The 15,560-nt window shown below is 43.1% G+C and carries 17 protein-coding genes; 7 read left to right on the top strand and 10 right to left on the bottom strand.

The window, feature by feature from the left end:
• Positions 1–42 precede the first annotated feature (42 nt).
• From KPL72_RS02570 to KPL72_RS02540, 7 genes are all read right to left on the bottom strand, one after another.
• Positions 43–1,032, bottom strand: coding sequence for an aldo/keto reductase (locus KPL72_RS02570; protein ID WP_249422050.1), 990 nt, complete (start codon positions 1,030–1,032; stop codon positions 43–45).
• Positions 1,033–1,281: 249 nt separating this feature from the next.
• Positions 1,282–2,136, bottom strand: a complete 855-nt coding sequence (locus tag KPL72_RS02565) for a fumarylacetoacetate hydrolase family protein (protein WP_219701730.1) — start codon at positions 2,134–2,136, stop codon at positions 1,282–1,284.
• A 62-nt stretch (positions 2,137–2,198) separates the two neighbouring features.
• Complete coding sequence (locus KPL72_RS02560; protein ID WP_219701729.1) at positions 2,199–3,146, bottom strand: ABC transporter substrate-binding protein; 948 nt, start codon at positions 3,144–3,146, stop codon at positions 2,199–2,201.
• A gap of 119 nt (positions 3,147–3,265) precedes the next feature.
• Positions 3,266–4,273, bottom strand: a complete 1,008-nt coding sequence (locus KPL72_RS02555; protein ID WP_219701727.1) for an ABC transporter permease — start codon at positions 4,271–4,273, stop codon at positions 3,266–3,268.
• Between the two features lie 22 nt (positions 4,274–4,295).
• Positions 4,296–5,786: a sugar ABC transporter ATP-binding protein gene (locus KPL72_RS02550; RefSeq protein WP_249422049.1), complete on the bottom strand. Its 1,491-nt coding sequence runs from the start codon at positions 5,784–5,786 to the stop codon at positions 4,296–4,298.
• Between the two features lie 56 nt (positions 5,787–5,842).
• Positions 5,843–6,592, bottom strand: a complete 750-nt coding sequence (locus KPL72_RS02545; RefSeq protein ID WP_219701726.1) for an SDR family oxidoreductase — start codon at positions 6,590–6,592, stop codon at positions 5,843–5,845.
• Positions 6,593–6,673: 81 nt separating this feature from the next.
• Complete coding sequence (locus tag KPL72_RS02540; protein ID WP_219701724.1) at positions 6,674–8,194, bottom strand: UxaA family hydrolase; 1,521 nt, start codon at positions 8,192–8,194, stop codon at positions 6,674–6,676.
• A gap of 109 nt (positions 8,195–8,303) precedes the next feature.
• Here KPL72_RS02540 and KPL72_RS02535 point away from each other — a divergent pair, with 109 nt between their 5' ends.
• From KPL72_RS02535 to KPL72_RS02520, 4 genes are all read left to right on the top strand, one after another.
• Entirely contained in the window at positions 8,304–8,996 is a 693-nt protein-coding gene (locus KPL72_RS02535) for a GntR family transcriptional regulator (RefSeq protein WP_219701721.1), read from the top strand.
• Between the two features lie 68 nt (positions 8,997–9,064).
• Positions 9,065–9,502 carry an RbsD/FucU family protein gene (locus KPL72_RS02530; RefSeq protein WP_219701719.1) on the top strand — a complete coding sequence of 146 codons (438 nt, stop codon included), beginning with the start codon at positions 9,065–9,067 and terminating at the stop codon, positions 9,500–9,502.
• Entirely contained in the window at positions 9,492–10,319 is an 828-nt protein-coding gene (locus tag KPL72_RS02525; RefSeq protein ID WP_219701718.1) for an amidohydrolase family protein, read from the top strand. Before KPL72_RS02530 ends, KPL72_RS02525 begins: the two co-directional genes overlap by 11 nt.
• Before the next feature lie 117 nt (positions 10,320–10,436).
• Positions 10,437–11,069 (top strand): helix-turn-helix transcriptional regulator, encoded by a 633-nt coding sequence (locus tag KPL72_RS02520; protein WP_084122209.1) that lies wholly within the window; start codon positions 10,437–10,439, stop codon positions 11,067–11,069.
• A gap of 45 nt (positions 11,070–11,114) precedes the next feature.
• Here the strand turns inward: KPL72_RS02520 and KPL72_RS02515 are convergent, their stop codons facing one another.
• The 3 genes from KPL72_RS02515 to KPL72_RS02505 all read right to left on the bottom strand — a co-directional run bounded on the left by KPL72_RS02515 (position 11,115) and on the right by KPL72_RS02505 (position 12,583).
• Positions 11,115–11,423 carry a 4a-hydroxytetrahydrobiopterin dehydratase gene (locus KPL72_RS02515; RefSeq protein WP_072838757.1) on the bottom strand — a complete coding sequence of 103 codons (309 nt, stop codon included), beginning with the start codon at positions 11,421–11,423 and terminating at the stop codon, positions 11,115–11,117.
• A gap of 147 nt (positions 11,424–11,570) precedes the next feature.
• Positions 11,571–11,993, bottom strand: coding sequence for an organic hydroperoxide resistance protein (locus tag KPL72_RS02510; RefSeq protein WP_072838756.1), 423 nt, complete (start codon positions 11,991–11,993; stop codon positions 11,571–11,573).
• Between the two features lie 137 nt (positions 11,994–12,130).
• On the bottom strand, positions 12,131–12,583 hold the full coding sequence (locus tag KPL72_RS02505) for a MarR family winged helix-turn-helix transcriptional regulator (protein WP_212917403.1): 453 nt from the start codon (positions 12,581–12,583) through the stop codon (positions 12,131–12,133).
• Positions 12,584–12,789: 206 nt separating this feature from the next.
• Between KPL72_RS02505 and KPL72_RS02500 the strand changes: the two genes are divergently transcribed.
• From KPL72_RS02500 to KPL72_RS02490, 3 genes are all read left to right on the top strand, one after another.
• A complete protein-coding gene (locus KPL72_RS02500) occupies positions 12,790–13,398 on the top strand; it encodes a PepSY domain-containing protein (RefSeq protein WP_219701716.1) in 609 nt (202 codons plus the stop codon).
• Positions 13,399–13,517: 119 nt separating this feature from the next.
• Complete coding sequence (locus KPL72_RS02495; RefSeq protein WP_212917401.1) at positions 13,518–14,207, top strand: response regulator transcription factor; 690 nt, start codon at positions 13,518–13,520, stop codon at positions 14,205–14,207.
• Positions 14,137–15,555: a sensor histidine kinase gene (locus tag KPL72_RS02490; RefSeq protein WP_219701713.1), complete on the top strand. Its 1,419-nt coding sequence runs from the start codon at positions 14,137–14,139 to the stop codon at positions 15,553–15,555. Before KPL72_RS02495 ends, KPL72_RS02490 begins: the two co-directional genes overlap by 71 nt.
• Positions 15,556–15,560 lie beyond the last annotated feature (5 nt).

The raw sequence follows: 15,560 nt of genomic DNA, 5'->3' as shown, positions 1-15,560 counted from the left end.
AGGAAAATGCGAGTAAAGCGTCCTAAAACAGGATGAAGGACGTTATAACGAGTAGATAACTGGAGATAATGCCTGCCAAAACTCCTCCGGGATGGATTCTTCGTACCAAGCAATATTTTGCTCAACACGCTCTTCACTGGTCATGCCAATTAACACCGACTTAACGCAATCGTATCGCAATGCGTATTGAATCGCAGCAGCCTGTAACGAGACATTATACTGCTCGCAGATAGACTCTATAGCGATGACTTTGTTTACAATATCTTTAGGAGCATCGCCATAAAAGTAATGGCCTAAGTCTTTAGAGCCTTTGGCTAGAATGCCAGAATTAAACGGCGCGGCGGCAATAAGAGAGATATTATTTTCGCTACATTTGTTGGTAAAAGTATGCGTAATATCGTTGTTTAGTAAAGTGAAGCAGTTGGCGACCATGAAGCAATCAAACTGGGCGTGGTTCATCGCTTGATCACATATTTGCCATTCGTTCACACCTAAACCAATATTGCGCACTAGACCTTGCTCGCGTAATTCCATCATGGCTTTAAAACCACCATCAATGGCTTGTTGAAAATACATTGCGTGCTGTTCTTTGTGAGTCAATTCGCCAATATCATGCATCAACAGCATATCAATATGACTCACGCCAAGGCGCTGCAGAGAATCTTCGAAAGAACGCATAACGCCATCGTAGCTATAATTGTATTCTCGATCAAAGGGACTGGCGCTAACAAAACCGTCGGCTTCTTTTTGATCTACTTTGCAGTCTGGATGCAGCAATCTTCCCACTTTTGTGGATAGGAAAATATCTTGGTGTGGCGTTTCGCCAAGAGCCAAGCCTAAACGACGCTCTGAGAGGCCGGCACCATAATGAGGAGCGGTATCAAAGTACTGAACACCTAACTCACTCGCTTTAAGAACGGCACCACAGATATTCTCGTAAGACACCGGACGAAATAAATTACCCGCGCCAGCACAACCAAATCCTATTTCTGTAATCGAGGAACCACTGCTATTTATTATTCTTGTTTTCATTGCTTGCTCACTTATTCACAGCCCTTTGTACTTAAAATATAAAGGTGCTTAACGGCGTTAAGGGGCTGAATAGCCAATAGATATTTGTTCGCGGCACATTACGCTTCAATGTCACCAACTTAAGAGCTAAAAACTCAAAAAGGAGACTAATGATTGCAAGCATTAAGCCCATGGATGGGCGCTACGCCTGTCGCGGGCAGGGATGTCCGTTCAGGCGGTGCTGCAATCATTAGTCGGATTTTGATTAAGTTAAGCTTTAACCACTCGTTGACATTGCACACCGAGCTTATCAATGCCAAGCTTCATTTCTTCACCACCTTTTAGATAAATTGGCGGATTGAAACCCAAACCTACACCCGGTGGCGTACCAGTTGAAATAATATCGCCCGGTTGCAAGCTCATATATCGGCTGCAATAAGCAATCAGATGAGGCACTTTAAATACCATGGTTGATGTCGAGCCATTTTGGTAACGTTTACCATCGATTTCTAACCAGATTCCAAGATCATTGAAGTCACCGACTTCATCTGGGGTTACTAACCAAGGTCCCGTTGGACCAAAGGTGTCGCAGCCTTTCCCTTTGTCCCAAGTGCCTGTTCCCTCAAGCTGGAAAGCACGCTCAGAAACATCATTAATTACACAGAATCCCGCTACGTGCTTCATTGCGTCAGCTTCAGAAATATCGCTGCCACCTTCGCCAATAACGATACCTAATTCGACCTCCCAATCTGTTTTTTCAGAGCCTTTTGGTATTTTCACATCATCATTTGGCCCAACAATCGCCGACGTCCATTTATTGAAAATAACAGGCTCAGCAGGGACTGGCATGCCAGATTCGGCAGCATGATCGGCATAATTCAAGCCGATACAAATAAATTTACCCACATTGGCCACACAAGCTCCAAGACGCAGATCTTCTTGCGGTACGCCAGCGACCAAAGGCAAGCTATTAATATCTAAGGCGTTTAACTTTTTCATGCTTGCTAAGCTTAGATGTTCATCAGATAGATCTGGAATGACTGACGACAAATCACGGACTCGACCATTGTCATCAAGTAAACCTGGCTTTTCTTTCCCTAGTGGCCCAAAGCGAACTAATTTCATTGTTTTCTCCTATCGGTAAAAAATGCTGTGGTGAATAAGAGATTCACCACAGCATAAGGTTGTTATTTATATAGAACTGCAGCGATTTTTGGATCGTCGATGTTTTTAGCCGTGTAATAATAGAAGCCTGTGTCGATAATTTTTGGCACCTTTTCACCCTTGATGGTTTTAACCGCTGCTTTCACAGTTTCATAACCAATACCGATTGGATTCTGAGTAATCGCACCCGCCATCAAACCACTACGAATCGCATTCATCTGAGCTGTACCAGAATCAAATCCAATAATGACAAGATCTTTTGCTTTAGACTCACGAGCCGCATTTACAACACCTACGGCAGAACCTTCATTGGTACCAAACATACCGGCTAGCTTTGGATAAGAGGTCAGAATTGCACGAGCAACTTCCGTTGATTTCAGTTGATCGCCATCACCGTATTGAACGGTAACCACTTCAATATTTGGATGAGCTTCTTTCATGCGTTTTAGAAAACCATCACGACGATCAATGCCTGTTGTCCCTGTTTGACTGTGAGCCACCACAGCGACTTGTCCTTTATTACCAATCAACTCTGCCATTTTATCTGCCGCCAATGCAGACGCAGCTAAGTTATCTGTCGTTGCTGTTGTCACTGGAATATCACTTTCCACACCACTGTCAAACGCTACAACGGGAATACCGGCTTTTTGTGCTTTGCGTAACAAAGGAATGGCAGCTTGGCTGTCTAGAGCAGCAAAACCAATAGCATCGGGTTTATTGGCTAATGCAGCCGCTAACATATCGATCTGTCGATCCACCTGCGCTTCTGTATCAGGCCCTTCGAATGTGACTCGGACGTTAAACTCTTTTGCTGCTTGGTCAGCACCTTGCTTAACCGCCTGCCAAAATTGATGTTGAAAACCTTTTGAAATCAGTGGGATGTACAGTTGATCATCAGCTCTCACAAGTGATGATGTTGCCATAATTGATACAGCACTGATTAGACCTATTAGCGTACGACGTGACAACATGTCCGTTCCTCCGTTATGTTGTTATTTTCGAGGTTTACTTTTGTTGTGGTGGCGTTATACCACCGATTTACACTTTAAAATCAATAACTTGCTTCTAACAATTATTACTTTTTATTATCCTATTTTGATTTTTGACGGCGCATCATGTCGGCATAAACCGCCAAGATAATGATGATGCCAGTCACTACGGTCTGCCATTCTTGTGCAACAGATAATACTCGTAAGCCATTCGTTAATACCGCCATGATTAATGCGCCAATTAAGGTACCGATAATCGTGCCGCGTCCACCTGATAAAGAAGTTCCGCCGATTACCACAGCGGCAATCGCTTCCAATTCATAACCAAGACCAAGGGCAGGTTGAGCCGAGTTCAAACGTGACGAAATCAAAATCCCAGCAATACCACAAATACCACCCGCTACCGCGTAAATCGCAATTTTCCAAAAGTCCGTATTCACACCAGATAAACGTACAGCCTCTTCATTAGAACCAATACCGAAGCAATAACGACCTAGAATGGTTTTACTCAATACATAACTCGCCACACCAGCAACAATGAAAAGAATCAACACACCATTTGGAATAGGTAGAAAAGGTAAGACTTCACCAATTAGTGAGCCACGCGAAATCTCGTCAAAACCTGGCGTGTTATTGAAGTAAATAGGGCGCGCACCGCTGACTACCAACGACAAACCTTTTAGGATCAACATCATGCCTAAAGTGGCAATGAAAGGTGGGATTTTCATCTTAGCGACAAAAGAGCCAGAGCAGAAACCACAAAATGCACCTGCTAGAATGGCACCAAGCACACCTATTGGCAGTGGCAAATTCATATTGGTTAACAGTACACCAGCAACTACAGCGGTGAATGTCATCAAGGTTCCGACGGACAAATCAATACCACCGGAGATAATTACTAACGTGGCTGCCACTGCTAGAACACCATTAACAGATGTCGCTTGCAGAATCGCCAGCATATTCGACGTCTGCATAAAATTCGGGGATGCGATAGAAAACACGATCAATAATACGATCAAACTCGCAAAGGCGAGCACTCGCTGATGTGCTGACATTTTTATCAACTTACTGATAAGACTTGGTGATGCCTTTTGGCTTTCGGTTATCATTATTTTTCTCTCCTGTTAGCCTTTACTGAGTGGCTAATGCCATAATTTGTTCTTGATTTGTTGCTTTTCCACCGGGCAATATTCCAGTAAGTTTCCCTTGGCACATAACGGCAATTCGATGGCTTAGGCGCATTACTTCAGGTAGCTCCGAAGAAATGACAATAATCGCTTTACCTTGCTTGGCGAGAGATTCTAATAATTTATAAATCTCCGACTTGGCACCCACATCAATCCCTCGCGTTGGTTCATCAAAAATCAAAATGTCACAGTCTCTTAATAACCATTTTGCAATGACTACTTTTTGCTGATTACCACCAGACAAAAAGCCCACCTCCTGTGTATCAGAAGGAGTTCGGATGCCCAGCTGCTTAATATAATCATTGGCGACGCTGCTCATCTTAGATTCATTCAATGCGCCGAACGAGCTGGTAAAACGGTTTAACGTCGCCATGGCAATATTGGCGCGAACGTCCATCCCCAAGGCCAAACCAAAGTGCTTACGGTCTTCAGACAAATAACCAATACCAGCAGCAACAGCATCACATGGAGATTGAATGTGGCACTGCTTGCCCTTCACCCAAACCTCTCCAGAATCAATTGGGTCAGCGCCAAAAATAGCCCGAGCCACTTCGGTTCGCCCTGCTCCCATTAAACCCGCAAAACCTAAAATTTCGCCTTTCTTGAGAGAAAAACTGACATCCTTAATCTCTTTTCCACGGTTCAGGCCTTTCACAGCAAGTAACTCTGGTTGATCAGACAAATCGGGGATATCAACCGTTTCATCTTTTACTTCGCGACCGACCATCATCGAAATGATTTCAGATAATGGCGTCTCTTTAGCCTCGACTGTGCCGATGTATTCGCCATCGCGTAGCACAGTAACGCGATCTGCGATTTGCTTGATTTCATCCATCTTGTGACTGATATAGATGATGCCAACGCCTTCCGCTTTCAGGCGACGGATAATGACAAACAACTCTGCAATCTCCGCATCATTCAAAGCCGCTGTTGGCTCATCCATAATGAGAACACGTGATTGAAAAGATAAAGCCTTGGCTATTTCGACCATCTGTTGCTTAGCGACCGTTAAACTGCCAATTTCAGTCATCGGATCAATATCGAAATTCATCTTCTCAAAGATGTCACTTGCCTGAGCATTTAAACGTTTTTCGTCAATCACCCCCCAAGCAGAACGAGGCTCTCGACCAATAAACACATTTTGAGCAACGGTCAGATCATTCATCAAACTCAGTTCCTGATGAATGATGCCAATACCCGCATTTTGCGCAGCTTTTGGACCATCAAAGACAGCAAGTTGGTCGTCAACTTTTACGGTGCCACTGTCTTTTTGATACACACCAGACAGTATTTTCATCAACGTCGACTTGCCAGCACCGTTCTCGCCCATCAAAGCATGTACTTCACCTTTTTCAAGGTCGAAATTAACACCTCGAAGCGAATATACACCGGGAAATCGTTTTTCAATTCCACTCATTTCAACCAATAACGGCATCGTTTTTACTCCGTAACAAATAGTAGGCTGATTCGAATATCATCTACGTGACGTAATTAAATCGTCACACCACCATCTACGAGCAAAGACTGCCCCGTCATAAACGCACTCTCATCAGATAACAAGTACACAATGATTGGCGTAATATCACTTACCTCAGCTAGGCGCCCCATAGGTTGGCGAGCGATAAAATCTTTTTGCGCTTGAACAGGATCCGCAGCCGAAGCAATACGGCCTTGCAAAGAAGGTGTATTAACAGTTCCGGGGCAGACTGAGTTACAACGAATACCTTGTTTGACAAAATCCGCTGCAATGCCTTTTGATAATCCAATGACACCTGCTTTGGTCGCGCCATAGGCTGTCCGCATTGGGAAGCCTTTGATTGAAGAGGCCATAGAAGCCATATTGACGACAGAAGAAGAGCCAGTAATTTCGGCTTGCTTCAACATACCGGGTAGAAAAGCTCGACACATACGCATCATAGAAGTGACATTCAAGTTCACACTGAACTCCCAATCTTCATCACTAATATCTAAAACAGTGCCGTTATGAACAAAACCTGCACAATTAAACAAACCATCTAGATTGGGCATCTGCTCAGCGAATGATTTAATAGAATTGGCGTCCATAACATCGAGTATATGTGTTTGTATAGTTGGGCAATCTTGCTGCAAAGATTTAAGCGCCTCAGCATTGATATCTGTAGCAATGACATTCGCCCCTTCTTTTAAACAGGCTTCGGCACTTGCTCTACCAATTCCTTGACCAGCAGCTGTTATTAATATTGTTTTTCCCTTGAGTCTCATAAGTTTTTCCCCGTTTAAGTAGCTGTCACCACCGCTGCCAACAGCTACCTTTTATTTGTTTTTATTAAATTGAAAAAAGACCTACATCACTGCGCCAATTTGCCAAGGCACAAATTCTGCCCCACCAAAACCTAACGCTTCACTTTTTGTTTCTTCACCTGACGCAATTCGAATAATTAGCTCGAATAGCTCCGTGCCTTTTTCTTCAATTGACACACCACTAGTGACGATATCTCCACAGTTCAGATCCATGTCTTCTTGAAGCCGACGATACATTTCTGTATTAGTTGCCAACTTAATACATGGCGTAGGCTTATAACCTGAAACTGAACCACGTCCTGTGGTAAAAATAATCATGTTCGCCCCAGATGCGACTTGCCCGGTTACTGAACATGGGTCAAAGCCTGGGCTATCCATAAATACAAAGCCTTTTTTATCAATCGCTTCGCCAAACAGGTAAACATCGGTTAATGGCGCGCTGCCGCTTTTGGCAACTGCTCCCAAAGACTTTTCAAGAATGGTAGTTAAACCACCGTTTTTATTACCGGGACTTGGATTATTGTCCATTTCACCGCCATTACGGGCACAGTAATCTTCCCACCAATGGATTCGATCAATTAGCTTCTGCCCTACCTCTTCTGATACCGAGCGGCGAGTCAATAAATGTTCCGCGCCATACACTTCAGATGTTTCTGAGAGGATAGTAGTGCCACCGTGACGAACTAATAAATCAGAGGCATAACCTAAAGCTGGATTAGCAGTAATACCGGAATAGCCATCGGAGCCACCACATTGCATACCGACCATAATTTCGGAGACAGGAGCAGGTTCTCGTGTTGCTTTATTTGCTTCTTGAGCTAATAAATGCAGTTCCTGTAAGCCTTTTTCGATTGTTTTTCGCGTACCGCCTTCAGACTGAATCGTCATATAACGAAAGGCAGCGCTCGGTTCTTGACTGTCCACAAGGCTAGACACTTGCAGTACTTCACAGCCAAGACCGACCAACAAAATGCCGCCGAAATTTGGATTATTGGCATAACCCGTCAGCGTACGGTGAAGAGTTTGATAGCCTTCACCTTGACCCGACATGCCACAGCCAGTGCTATGAACAATCGGCACGATGCCATCAATATTCGGATAATCTTTTAGGAAATCAGTTTTAGTAGCCGCCTCTTCGATAAAACGCGCAACGGAACCAGCACAATTAACCGAAGTTAAAATACCAAGATAGTTACGAGTACCGACTTTGCCATTTTCACGGTGATAACCGTTAAAAGTACGAGGGGTTAAAATTGGAGGTAATGAATTGCTGTTTTGAGAAAATGCATAGTCTTGAAGATGCTCGCCCATGCCCATGTTTTGAACGTGTACATGTTCTCCGAGCGCTATAGCTTGTGTCGCTTGTCCAATGATTTGGCCATAGCGAATAACATTATCGCCTTTCGCTATATTCTTAACAGCGACCTTATGACCTCTTGGGACATAGCTAAGTAGCGTAACGTCAAATTCGTTTAATTTACTGCCTTCAGCAAGATCACTTAAGGCGATAACGACGTTATCATTAGCGTGTAAACGAATAGTTTGTTTGGACCCAATGATCATGGGCAATCCCCTGTTCTAAATTCACATTTAATTATTGTTGTTGTATATTCAAACTAGCACCAACAATTTCAATCGTCAACTAACATGTTAGTATTAAGGAAATAAATTTATGGCAGAGTCATCGCTTAATAAAATCCAGAACTTGAGCGGTTCACTGTCTCAGCGGGTATATCAATCATTGCGAGAGGCCATACTTTCCATGCAATACCCGCCCGGCACAGTGATTCGAAAAGGCGCAATTTGTGAGCAGCTGGGCGTTTCCCGCTCTCCTGTTGCTGAAGCATTAGCTCGACTGTCTGCGGAAGGTTTAGTCGATGTCATCCCACAATCGGCGACTAAAGTATCCTGTTTTTCCATGGATGAAATACGTGAGGCAAGCTTTTTAAGGCAAGCATTAGAAGTCGCCGCCGTTGAAAAAGTAACGCTAGAACGCAGCGAGGAACAATTAGCCGCCTTGACTCGCAACGTACGAATGCAAGCGTTATTGGTGGAAGACAAAGACTTCGTGGGTTTTTACCAAGCAGATGAAGAATTTCACACTCTGCTGATGAATTTCACTGGCTTCAACGGTGTTTCACAAGTGTTAGACAGCGTCTCTCTACACTTGGTGAGAGCGCGTATGCTGATTTTGCCGGAAGAAGGTAGACCTGCGGAAGCCGTAAAAGAACATCAGGCGATTCTTGCTGCGATCAAAGAACAAGATGTCGATGCCGCTCGGGAAGCAATGAAATATCACATTGGCCAACTGATCCCTAGAATTTTGCCATTGGAAGAATCTCACGCTGAGTATTTTAAAATGTAATTCGCAAAATAATGAGAAGTTCTGTCTTCTAAAAAAACTCTTTCCATAATAAAAATAAGAGGAACATCATGCTTTATCACATACCAAGTATCATTACGCCTGAACTGCTTTATGCAATGAGAGCAATGGGGCACGGTGATGAATTACTCATCACCGATGCCAATTTTCCAGCCACCAGCCATGGTCGAGAGTGCATTAGGCTAAGCGGTGTAAACAGCTCTGAAGCCTTATCCGCTATCCTCACGCTTCTCCCTATCGATACCTTTGTTGAAAACCCTTTTATTACCATGGAAACAGTCGATCACCCTGAGATCGTTCCTCCAACAGTGGAGGATTTCACACAAATAATTCAAAAGAAAACCAACTTCACCGCTCGTCCAATTGGGCTTGAACGATTTGGATTTTATCAAAGAGCAAAACAAGCCTTTGTGATTATCCAAACTTCAGACATTCGCCCTTACGCAAATATTATGGTCAAAAAGGGAGTGATAAATCATGCGGATTGATGCTCATCAACACTTTTGGCGACTAGAACGCAATGATTACAGCTGGTTAACGCCAGAACTGACTGCGTTGTATAAAGACTTCAAGCCGGATGACCTACTTCCCTTACTGAACAATCACCATATTGACGGCACCGTGTTGGTTCAGGCTGCTCCGACGGAAGCAGAAACCCAATTTTTGTTACGGCTTAGCGAGCAATACGAATACATCAAAGGCGTCGTAGGCTGGGGCGATTTTGATCATAGCAACGCACCAAAACATATCGCTGAATTGGCAAAGCACCCTAAATTAGTTGGCATACGTCCAATGATCCAAGACATTAAAGACATTGACTGGATGCTAAGTCCCGCTGTTGCTAAAACATTACGCAGTCTAAGACAACACCAACTTGTATTCGATGCTCTTGTTAAACCACAGCATCTAAAAAATTTAAAACAACTGATAGAACAACATCCAGACCTAAAAGTTGTTATCAATCATGGTGCGAAACCAAACATTAAAGAGCGTGAATTGCACCAGTGGCGTACAGATCTCAGTGCGTTTCGAGATTTACCAAACGTAAGTTGTAAGCTTTCTGGTCTCGTTACTGAAGCAAGCAGTGATTGGCAAGCGAAGGATTTATTTCCTTATATCGATACTATTTTTGACGTCTTCGGGGAACAAAGAGTCCTCTGGGGCAGCGACTGGCCAGTCAGCCTTTTGGCATCGTCTTACGCAAAATGGTTCGACATAGTTGAGCTATATTTGACACAAAATAGCTTATCTAAGGAAAAAGTATTTGGTGAAAATACTATGAATATCTATAACTTAAAAAAATAGTTTGAGTTGTTTAACCTTTATTTATTATTGTTACTTATCTGTCATATTAGCTCTGTACTCTCATTTCATTCACGGTACTCAACCTCGCTTTTTTATAAGGCCTACGGAGACGACAAAATGAAGATGAAAGGACAGTTAGACAGCGCTCAACCATTGAAGAAGCATAAAGCCAAATCAAAGAAAAATGAGCAAAAAAAGAAGAAGCAGGACAAACTAGAAACCAAGAAACATTCTAAAGAAAAAAAAGATTCTCAGCCTGAAGTGATCGTATCTACTGAAGTTGTGAAAGTGTCTACCACAGATCCCCAAACGCCAAAGAAAAGCAAAACCCAAAAAGCGATAGAAAGCACTATTGATGACTCTATTAAAAACCTTGCTGAAAGCCCTATTGCTATTGAGGCTGACGCGCCAGAATCATCAAGCAGCACTCGTCAGCGTGCGTCTAAAAGCTTAGAGCCGATGACAAAAGAAGAACAATTAATTGCGATTAATCAGATCATCAAAAGTTTATTGTTGGATGAAATGACACAAGGCGCCGCACTACGAGAATTACGCGTTGGCGTTCTGGGTATTAGACAAGATGCTTATACCAAGCTGTGTGGCGTCTCTCGTAAGACCTTGTCAGAAATCGAAAACGACAAAGGTAATTACACCGCAGAAATCATTAATAAGGTGTTCAAACCTTTCGAGATTAAAGTGGGATTAGTGCCGACTTCCAGTCAACTATTGGCAGCTATTCTAACTAATTAGCGAATAATCGAACTCGGAAGCCTGCGTGTTGTGGTGAATTATCTATTACACAGACAATGCAAAGGTTTCCATCTTCTTCGCAAGATCAAAGTCTTTATTGGAAATGCCAGATACATCGTGTGATGTCAGTTGAATGCTAACTTTATTGTAAACATTAAACCATTCAGGATGATGATCTTGCTTTTCAGCGTAGATCGCACACATGGTCATAAAACCAAAAGCGTGTTGAAAGTCTTTGAATTTAAAGGTTTTACTGAGCTTTTCGTCTTCGATCGCCCAGTCTTGTGACGCTTCTGTGTTTAACTGGTTAAGGGCTTGCTCTATCTCATGCTGTTCGAGCTTTCGATGTGTCATGCTGTTTCACCTCTATTTAAATCAGAAAATGTAGCGTATCAATCACCAGTGTAGTCGGTTAAGACTATGATTAAAACGCAACAAAAAATCCCTTCTGCAAATTCATGCAAAAGGGATTCTTGAGACTAACGATTTAATGGAAAACCATTACTTGATAGTGAAGTTCACATCAATGTTGCCACGTGTTGCGTTTGAATATGGGCAAACCTTGTGAGCGGCTTCTACTAATTTTTCTACTACGTCTTTTTCTACGCCAGGAACATTCACTTCTAAATCTGCGCAGATAGTAAAACCTTCACCTTTGGTGTTAGCGCCGATACCAATAGTTGCTGTGACGTTAACGTCATTAGGCACTTTTACTTTCTGTTGAGATGCAACCAACTTCAATGCGCCGATGAAACAAGCAGAATAACCTGCTGCGAAAAGCTGCTCTGGGTTAGTACCTTCACCGCCAGCGCCGCCCAATTCTTTTGGCGTGCTTAGAGCAAGATCCAATTTGTTGTCAGATGTAATAGAACGACCATCACGGCCACCAGTTGATGTTGCTGTTGCGCTATAAATTGCTTGCATAATATTGCTCCTAAAATGTCATTGTTGCATTATGTTATCTGAATAATGATTATCGCGATAACTATATAATTAAATAAAAGCTCAGTTACCTGAGCTGATGGATTTATGTTATTGCAATAACTATTACTGCGCAAGCATTATTTTACAAGTTTTTGTCTAAGGGCAACTAGCTGCTCACGTAAAGCAACGACTTCATCCATATCGATTCCGCAGGCCTCAGCAACACAGCGGTTCACTTCTAAACCTTGTTCGCGCAGCTTTTTACCTTTTTCAGTCAAGGCAATACTTAAACTACGATCATCATCCACGCCACGTAAACGCTGCACTAAACCATCAACTTCCATGCGTTTTATTACAGGTGTTAGCGCGCCAGATTTTTGCCCAAGCGCATCACTGATGTGTTTCAAACTCACCCCATCTTGCTCCCATAAAATCAACATCACCGTATATTGCGGATACGTCAGGCCGATAGCAGAAAGCGGCTCTTTATAGAACTGCGTCATCGCAAGAGAAGTCGAGTACAAGGCAAAACACAACTGATTGTCGAGTAATAATGGGTTGTCGGGGAATAGCGAATTGTCAGAAGTCATAAGTTCTCATTGATAGTTGCGCGAATAGTTATAGCGATAATAATTAGAAATTCTACACTGTTTTACAGGTAACCGTATATCGCTAGATAAAAAGCCTTCGCTCAAGATGAACAAAGTTTAATGTTGCGGCCATCTTGTCGTTAATAACAGCCAGCTATAGTGTCGCCATATTCATTCAAACAACCACACTATATAGGTTAATAATCATGACTCTTAAAGCAAAGCTCAGCATTATCTTCACTACCTTTTTTTCGATAAGTACACTTGTCGCCTTATGCTCAAGCGCTCTATTGATGAGCAGTACAGTGCACGCAAAAGACAGCGATGATTATCAAGAAGACCAACTTATGCTACAGGCACTAAAATCTAGCAAAGTTTCTTTGGATAGCCTCCTAGAAAAGTTCCAAGCTGATTTCCCTTCTACAGTGATGGAAATCGAACTGGATGACGAAGACAACATTCTGGTGTATGAAATCAAAGGGATCGACCTAAAAGAAGGTGTAAGATACAAAGCAAAATATGCACTGTACAGCGGTGAAGAAATAGATAGACACTCTAAATCTCTACGTTTCATGGGCTTTAATAAATTAGATGACAATGATCAAACCGCACTGGAATCACTACAGCAAGGCGTTTCCATTAAAAATGCAATAGCGCTTTCTAATCCGCAGGAAGGTTCTTATATTGAATCCATCGAGCTAGAACACAAACGTGGATTAACATTCTATGAAATCGAATTGCTAGGGCCATCTGGTTCGACAAAAATATTAATGGACGCCAAATCAGGTGAAGTAATTCCTTCTCTGCGACGCTAAATGCGTCGCTTTTTTGAAAATGAGCCATCCCTCTATTCCAGCATTGAACAAACTTGCTTAACATAAGAACAGCCGCCGCAATAGAAAAAACGCCAGGCTCACAATAATAGGAACAAACCGTGCGAATTTTGGTAGTTGAAGACGATCTCGTAACACAAGGCTTTATCAAAAAGGGTCTGACAGAACAAGGCTATCAAGTAGACGTCGCCAGCGATGGGCAAGATGCTCTATTCCAAGCATTAGAAGGGGATTATCAGCTGATCATTCTGGATCGCATGCTTCCAAAATTAGATGGTTTAACCGTTCTCAATACTTTGCGCAGCGCCCAAAAAACCTTACCCGTTTTAATACTCAGCGCATTAGATTCTGTTGATGAGCGAGTCAAAGGGCTACGCGAAGGCGGAGACGATTACCTTGTCAAACCCTTCGCCTTTGCCGAACTTCTAGCTCGCGTTGAAATACTCATCAGAAGACAACCCATGGCAGCTGTGCAACAAAGTACCTTGTTACAAGTGTCAGACCTGAAAATGGATCTACTTACCAGACAAGTTTGGCGGGCTGGAAAAGAAATCAGCCTGCAACCAAAAGAGTTCCAAATCTTACGCTATTTGATGGAACACCCTAAACAAGTCGTTACCCGCACCTTATTATTTGAGGCAGTATGGGATTATGACTTCGACCCACAAACCAATGTCATTGATGTTCACGTGGCACGCTTACGAAAAAAGGTAGAAACCGATGACCTTCCCCCGATCCTTGAAACAATACGCGGCGTTGGTTACCGATTGGTTGAAAAAGCGACGGGCTAGCTTTGCTTGGCGCTTTACTCTGCTTTACACGACCCTATTAATCACCTTAATGGCGGTGGCTTTTTTTGTGCTTTATCAACTCAGCGTGGGCGAGATAAGCCGCAGCTATCAACAGCAAATTCAGCTTATTACGCAGCAACAACGCCTCTTCAACCAACAAATGAACGAAGATGAATACCTGCTTCAATTTACGAATCAAGCCAAGCAAATTAATAATCTGGTGCTTGCCTATGAAAATGCGCATGCAACATACGGAAACCTTACCCGCTTACCAACCAGCCTCGCAACTTGCCCTGCGCAAACGACCTTTTTTGTCGACAGTGCAAACGATCTGCGCTTTTACATAGGCTGTATTACAACACTCACCCATGGACGCTTATTGGTTGCCTTTGATGATGAAAACTTATATTTCTTGCAAACTCAATTTCTTCGGGCCGGCATATTGGCTTTGCTACTAACCCTCGGGTTAGGTCTGCTATCTGGACGCTACTTATCGACACAACTCCTCAGCCGCATCAAAAACATCAATGACACCGCCAAGGTCATACAATCCGGTGACCTAGGTGCACGGGTCACCGTTAGCCATCGCCAAGATGAATTCGATCTACTTGCCAGCTACATAAACAGAATGCTCAATCAACTGGAAGATTCTTTCCATGCTGTCTCAGGCGTCACTGATGCCATCGCCCACGATCTTCGTACGCCACTTGGCAGACTGCGCCTGCGCCTCGAAAGCCACCTAAACACCTTATATGAAGCCCCTATTAACGAATCCCAGTTACAAGAAATGCTTGAAGAGCTGGATCATATTCTAACGACGTTTAGTGCCATGCTAGAACTGAGTCGACTAGAACATAAGCAAACCGACTCTCACTTTGACACCGTGAATATTAATCAAATCGCAGAAGATGTTATCGACCTAATACAACCGTTGACTCAAGATAAGCAGCAAACTCTGTCATTTATTGCCACTGCTCAGCCCCACATTAAGGGTGATAAAACGCTTATTTTCCGCGCCATGTTTAATACCTTAGAAAATGCCTGCAAATACACAGGTTCTGGTGGCGCTATTGAACTAATTACCACCACCTCAGGTTTCATTGTCAAAGATAATGGCCCAGGCATACCAGATGAATTTAAAGACAAAGCCTTGCAACGTTTATTTCGCCTAGAATCAAGCCGCACAAGCCCTGGATATGGGCTAGGCTTCCCATTAATCAAAGCCATCGCACACTTTCATCAAGGGAAGCTAGAACTTCAAGACAATCATCCAGGCCTACAAGTGCACGTGACTCTTAACACTCGACATCAGGAAAACGGACTTATTGATACAGAGACGATTGATTGACACAG

The sequence above is a fragment of the Marinomonas lutimaris genome (assembly GCF_019426345.1).
GTDB classification, from domain to species: Bacteria; Pseudomonadota; Gammaproteobacteria; order Pseudomonadales; family Marinomonadaceae; genus Marinomonas; species Marinomonas lutimaris.
This window is presented reverse-complemented; position numbering and strand designations above follow the sequence as displayed.

Excerpts from the sequence above, each read along its gene's own strand:
- KPL72_RS02570 (WP_249422050.1), bottom strand. The coding sequence starts at position 1,032 with ATGAAAACAAGAATAATAAATAGCAGTGGTTCCTCGATTACAGAAATA.
- KPL72_RS02565 (WP_219701730.1), bottom strand. The coding sequence starts at position 2,136 with ATGAAATTAGTTCGCTTTGGGCCACTAGGGAAAGAAAAGCCAGGTTTA.
- KPL72_RS02560 (WP_219701729.1), bottom strand. The coding sequence starts at position 3,146 with ATGTTGTCACGTCGTACGCTAATAGGTCTAATCAGTGCTGTATCAATT.
- KPL72_RS02555 (WP_219701727.1), bottom strand. The coding sequence starts at position 4,273 with ATGATAACCGAAAGCCAAAAGGCATCACCAAGTCTTATCAGTAAGTTG.
- KPL72_RS02550 (WP_249422049.1), bottom strand. The coding sequence starts at position 5,786 with ATGCCGTTATTGGTTGAAATGAGTGGAATTGAAAAACGATTTCCCGGT.
- KPL72_RS02545 (WP_219701726.1), bottom strand. The coding sequence starts at position 6,592 with ATGAGACTCAAGGGAAAAACAATATTAATAACAGCTGCTGGTCAAGGA.
- KPL72_RS02540 (WP_219701724.1), bottom strand. The coding sequence starts at position 8,194 with ATGATCATTGGGTCCAAACAAACTATTCGTTTACACGCTAATGATAAC.
- KPL72_RS02535 (WP_219701721.1), top strand. The coding sequence starts at position 8,304 with ATGGCAGAGTCATCGCTTAATAAAATCCAGAACTTGAGCGGTTCACTG.
- KPL72_RS02530 (WP_219701719.1), top strand. The coding sequence starts at position 9,065 with ATGCTTTATCACATACCAAGTATCATTACGCCTGAACTGCTTTATGCA.
- KPL72_RS02525 (WP_219701718.1), top strand. The coding sequence starts at position 9,492 with ATGCGGATTGATGCTCATCAACACTTTTGGCGACTAGAACGCAATGAT.
- KPL72_RS02520 (WP_084122209.1), top strand. The coding sequence starts at position 10,437 with ATGAAGATGAAAGGACAGTTAGACAGCGCTCAACCATTGAAGAAGCAT.
- KPL72_RS02515 (WP_072838757.1), bottom strand. The coding sequence starts at position 11,423 with ATGACACATCGAAAGCTCGAACAGCATGAGATAGAGCAAGCCCTTAAC.
- KPL72_RS02510 (WP_072838756.1), bottom strand. The coding sequence starts at position 11,993 with ATGCAAGCAATTTATAGCGCAACAGCAACATCAACTGGTGGCCGTGAT.
- KPL72_RS02505 (WP_212917403.1), bottom strand. The coding sequence starts at position 12,583 with ATGACTTCTGACAATTCGCTATTCCCCGACAACCCATTATTACTCGAC.
- KPL72_RS02500 (WP_219701716.1), top strand. The coding sequence starts at position 12,790 with ATGACTCTTAAAGCAAAGCTCAGCATTATCTTCACTACCTTTTTTTCG.
- KPL72_RS02490 (WP_219701713.1), top strand. The coding sequence starts at position 14,137 with ATGACCTTCCCCCGATCCTTGAAACAATACGCGGCGTTGGTTACCGAT.